The 5,126-nt window shown below is 34.3% G+C and carries 5 protein-coding genes; 3 read left to right on the forward strand and 2 right to left on the reverse strand.

The genetic code is table 11. From position 1 onward, the window contains the following. On the reverse strand, positions 1 to 202 hold a 202-nt coding region (locus ACK5ON_RS10630; protein ID WP_409822286.1), incomplete at its 3' end, for a hypothetical protein. 87 nt (positions 203 to 289) lie between these two features. Further along, positions 290 to 1,483 (reverse strand): ADP-forming succinate--CoA ligase subunit beta, encoded by a 1,194-nt coding sequence (sucC, locus tag ACK5ON_RS10635; RefSeq protein WP_396176585.1) that lies wholly within the window; start codon positions 1,481 to 1,483, stop codon positions 290 to 292. A gap of 167 nt (positions 1,484 to 1,650) precedes the next feature. Between sucC and lysA the strand changes: the two genes are divergently transcribed. From lysA to ACK5ON_RS10650, 3 genes are all read left to right on the forward strand, one after another. Then, positions 1,651 to 2,856 carry a diaminopimelate decarboxylase gene (gene lysA, locus ACK5ON_RS10640; RefSeq protein WP_409822288.1) on the forward strand — a complete coding sequence of 402 codons (1,206 nt, stop codon included), beginning with the start codon at positions 1,651 to 1,653 and terminating at the stop codon, positions 2,854 to 2,856. 261 nt (positions 2,857 to 3,117) lie between these two features. After that, positions 3,118 to 3,672, forward strand: a complete 555-nt coding sequence (locus tag ACK5ON_RS10645) for an N-acetyltransferase family protein (protein ID WP_409822290.1) — start codon at positions 3,118 to 3,120, stop codon at positions 3,670 to 3,672. Positions 3,673 to 4,033: 361 nt separating this feature from the next. Further along, complete coding sequence (locus tag ACK5ON_RS10650; protein WP_409822292.1) at positions 4,034 to 4,828, forward strand: hypothetical protein; 795 nt, start codon at positions 4,034 to 4,036, stop codon at positions 4,826 to 4,828. Positions 4,829 to 5,126: the final 298 nt, after the last annotated feature.

Below are 5,126 nucleotides of genomic sequence, written 5' to 3' on the forward strand. Positions count from 1 at the left end.
CAGGTGCCCTAGTAATCATTACCTTATCATAACCAACGTCTCCTTTTAAATAGAAAGCAAGGTTTTTTGCTTCTTCATGAAAAATAATATCCCCAAAAGGTCTTGCTTTGAAAGGTAAATTCAGAACGATAAACATCATTACTGATGAAATCAAAATAATGATTAAATCGATTCTCTTAACGGAAAAATTAATTTTGCTCATGTAAAAATTGGATTGAATTCTATAATTTGTCAAAAAATAATAAAAAATCCCAAGCTTTCACTCAGGATTTCAATGCTATATTAATTATTATGACAAGGCAACCTTAACTTGGTCTGCCGCTTCTTGAAACTGAACCGCAGATAATATTGGCATTCCAGAATTATCGATTAATTCTTTGGCAATCTCAGCATTAGTTCCTTGCAAACGAACGATGATTGGCACTTTAATAGCATCGCCCATGTTTTTATAGGCGTCTACAACACCTTGAGCGACTCTATCGCAACGAACAATTCCACCAAAAATATTAATTAAAATGGCTTTTACATTAGGGTCTTTTAAAATAATTCTAAACGCCAATTCCACACGTTTTGCATCTGCAGTGCCACCTACGTCAAGGAAATTGGCTGGTTCAAAACCTGCATATTTAATCAAATCCATCGTTGCCATGGCCAATCCTGCACCGTTGACCATGCAACCTACAGTTCCGTCAAGATCAACATAGTTCAATCCCGCTTCTTTAGCTTCTACTTCTATAGGGTTTTCTTCTCTAACGTCACGCATTTCAGCATATTTCGGCTGACGGTACAATGAGTTATCATCAATATTTACTTTGGCATCCACTGCCATAATTTTGTTATCGGATGTTTTTAAAACAGGATTAATTTCAAACATGGAAGCATCAGAACCAATATATGCCGCATACAAAGCTTCAATAAATTTCACCATTTCTTTAAAAGCATTTCCCGAAAGGCCTAAATTAAAGGCAACTCTTCTTGCTTGAAAACCCTGTAATCCCACTTGTGGATCTATTTCTTCGGTAAAAATCAAATGTGGTGTGTGTTCTGCTACTTCTTCAATATCCATTCCACCTTCAGTAGAATACATAATCATATTTCTAGCAGTGGCTCTGTTTAGCAAAACAGAAACGTAAAATTCAGATGTTTCACTTTCTCCAGGATAATAAACATCTTCGGCAATCAAAACTTTGTGAACCGTTTTTCCTTCTGGAGGAGTTTGCGGCGTAATCAATTGCATTCCAATAATTTGTTCTGAAATTTCAGTTACTTGCTCTAAATTTTTAGCCAACTTAACGCCACCACCTTTTCCTCTTCCACCTGCGTGAATTTGAGCTTTAATAACATACCAGCTTGTGCCAGTTTCTGTAGTTAATTGTTTTGCAGCAGCCACAGCTTCTACAGGATTATTAGCAACAATGCCGCGTTGTACGCGTACACCATATTTTGCTAAAATTTCTTTCCCTTGGTATTCGTGTATATTCATAATGAAATTTTTGACTTTTAAACCTATTCAATAGGTTGTCAAAAGTAACACATTTGATTGAAACTGTAAAGTAAAAAATTATCAATTTCACTGAAATGAAAATCGAGTTGTTTTTACTTATGCTATCAACTACCTTTGCTACAATTTAAAATAAATTATTTATCCTCATGCAACCTAAAGAATTACTGGCACTTGCCGAAGAATTTGGCAATCCATTATACGTTTATGACGCTGCCATAATCGAGCAACAATACCACCGTTTGACTAATGCGTTTTCCAAGGTGGAGAAATTGCGCATTAATTATGCCATGAAAGCATTGTCAAATGTTACTATCTTGAAGCTATTGAAAAATTTAGGTTCTGGTCTTGATACCGTTTCATTTCAAGAAGTGCAACTGGGTTTACACGCTGGTTTTACACCCGATAAAATAATTTTTACGCCCAATGGTGTTTCTTTTGAAGAGATTGAAGAAGTAGCCAAACTGGGTGTTCAAATTAATATTGACAACCTTTCGGTATTGGAACATTTTGGTACCAAATACCCAAAAGTACCTGTTTGCATTCGCATCAATCCTCATGTGATGGCGGGTGGAAATCAAAATATTTCGGTGGGACATATCGATAGTAAATTTGGTATTTCTATTTACCAAATTCCGCATATTATCCGTATTGTGGAAAATACCAAAATGCACATCAACGGAATTCACATGCACACCGGTTCGGATATACTGGACATTGAAGTGTTCTTGTATGCTGCCGAAATTTTATTTGATGCTGCTAAAAACTTTAAGGAATTGGATTTCCTTGACTTTGGTTCCGGATTTAAAGTACCTTATAAAAAAGGAGATATCGAAACCAATATTGAAGAATTGGGTAAAAAACTAACCAGACGTTTCTTGGCTTTTGAGAAAGAATATGGTCGTGAATTGACTTTGGCTTTTGAACCGGGGAAATTCTTGGTGAGCGAAGCGGGATATTTCCTAGCCAAAGTAAACGTGATCAAACAAACCACTTCTACTGTTTTTGCAGGCATTGATAGTGGTTTCAACCACCTGATACGTCCAATGTTGTATGGTTCGCAACACTCCATTGAAAATATTTCCAATCCCAAAGGAAAAGAACGTTTCTACACTGTAGTTGGGTATATTTGTGAAACCGACACCTTTGCCAATAACCGTAAAATTGCCGAAATTCACGAAGGTGACACCTTGTGTTTCCGCAATGCTGGCGCTTATTGTTTCACGATGGCGTCCAACTACAACTCGCGTTATAAACCCGCCGAAGTGCTTTGGAAAGACGGCAAAGGACATTTGATTAGGGAACGCGAAACGATGGAAGACATCCTGAAAAATCAGCTATTGTTGGAACTATAAGAAACCTCATTGCAAGGATTTGTTGGCAATACCTATAAAGACGACTAAGAATTATTTCAAGTAGAATAAGAATTATTCCAAGTCGACTACAAATTATTCCAAGTGCAGTATGTTGGTATATTAGTTAGGTAGGAAAATGATTAGTATGGAATATTTTTATATTTTAGTGGTGGAGAAAATAAAGCGAAGAAAACATGCTGCTATACACTCAAATTGAAATAGTTGTGCGTCAGTTTAGAGCGACAGAAAATCGACAGAAAAATGAAAATAGAATTTAATCCAATAACGGTCAAACTAAAAAACTCTAAAGAAGTTACAATTAGAAGTGCAGAAACATATGACGCTGAAAAACTTTTAAAAACAATAAAAGAGTATTTAAATGACAGCGATTATATCCCAAAAATTTCTGAAGAAATTAAAATTACAATTCAACAAGAAGAAGATTGGATAAATTCTTTTATTCAAAAAGAGAATTCAATATTGTTAATTGCTGAATTTGAAGGTGAAATAATTGGAAATCTAGATGTCACAGGTAATTCTAGAATAATAATGCAACATACAGCAGTTATTGGAATGGGAATGTTATCTGAATGGAGAAATTCAGGTTTAGGAACAGAACTTATGAAATATTCTATTGAATGGGCTAAAGAAAATCCAATTTTGGAATTACTTTGGCTTCAAGTATATACTGAGAATATATTAGGATTAAATCTATACAAAAAAATGGAATTTATAGAAAATGGAATAATTAAAAATTACTTTAAGCAAAATGGAAAATATTATGATAATCTAACAATGAGCTTATCAGTAAAATAAAACCGAACGCACAACAGGCTTGGCAAGATTGCGAATTTAGTAGTAAATTCACGTTTATATTTCGCAAGAAATAGTATCTTTAACGGAAAATAAACGTTTACGAAGTTCGCAACAGTCGTGTAGCCCCCCGCTAGCGCGAGCATCTTGCTCGTGCCAGCAATGTTATAAAGAAAGAGCGTGACGATCTCACCAGCAGAGGAAATGGCAAAAAATGTACAACATTCACCTTTTTCTTTCACAATAATTTTTATCTTAGTGGAAAATATGCCGTTTTGAAGTTTGCAACTTCATGAAGCGGCGGATTGGCAGACATATCATTCGAAATTCCGAAAAATTAACGAATAATAAAACAATTAGAATTATGACACCAAAACAGTTAGTGAAATTGAGCAATATAATTGGAATTACAGCAATTATACTATTAGTTTATTGGGTTTTTACATTTATAACGATTGAAGTTTTTGGTTTGAAAGTTTTTAGAGAAAATATGACCGAAACTTTCTATTTAAGCGTATTGGGAATTCTTGCTTTAATGGCTGGCTCGTTAATAATAAATGTAATGTTTAACCTCACAAGAATTGCAGAAAACAAAAACAAAGTGGACGAAAATACAAAACCAAATAAAAGAATATATTTAATTCTTTTGGCTATTTTTCCATTAATCGGCTTAATCTTATTTGGTGGCGATTATTTAACTTCAAGCAAAAAAGAAAAAATGCTAATTAAATCAGCAAAATCAATTTTAGAAAAGAACGAAATTAATAGTGTGAAATTAGTAAACTATGAATTCACGGAGAAATATATAAATCAAACCAGTAATATTCTAGAAATATACTCTCAAACTGATAAAAATTTACCAAGCGTAAATTTATTAGTTAAAGACAGTATAAACGGTTCGCCTGTGTATCTTGGATTTAACCAGAGCAATTATGAAAAAGTAAAAGACACGATAATGCCAAACAAAAGAGAATATCTCTATCAAACAACTCAAGTTGAAAGAGAATATTTAGATAAAATTTTTAGTGGAAAAAGCAATGAATTAAGATATAGTAATCACGATGGAGAATATGAATTATTTTATCCTTGTAGAAAAGGTAAAAAAATAATTGTTTTGTATTTCTCTGAAAGACAACGATACGGAAAATTAGGAAGTTAAAAAAGGTAGAATCTGCTTACGGCTAGTTTTTCGTTGTGTGCGTAGCACCGCTGACGCGCGAATCCTTTCGCTTGGTAAATGTTATAAAGTAGGAACTTGACCCTTGCAACAGTATAGGAAATGGCGAAAAATGTGCAACATTCACCTTTTACTTTCGCAATAATTTTTATCTTAGTGGAAAATAAACAGTTCCGAAGTTTACCACTTCATGAAGCAGCGAAACGATACCCCCCGCTAGCGCGAGCATCTTGCTCGTGCCCGCAATGTTATAAAGAAAAAGCGTGACGATCTCACCAGC

The organism is Flavobacterium sp. (assembly GCF_046317795.1).
GTDB lineage: Bacteria > Bacteroidota > Bacteroidia > Flavobacteriales > Flavobacteriaceae > Flavobacterium.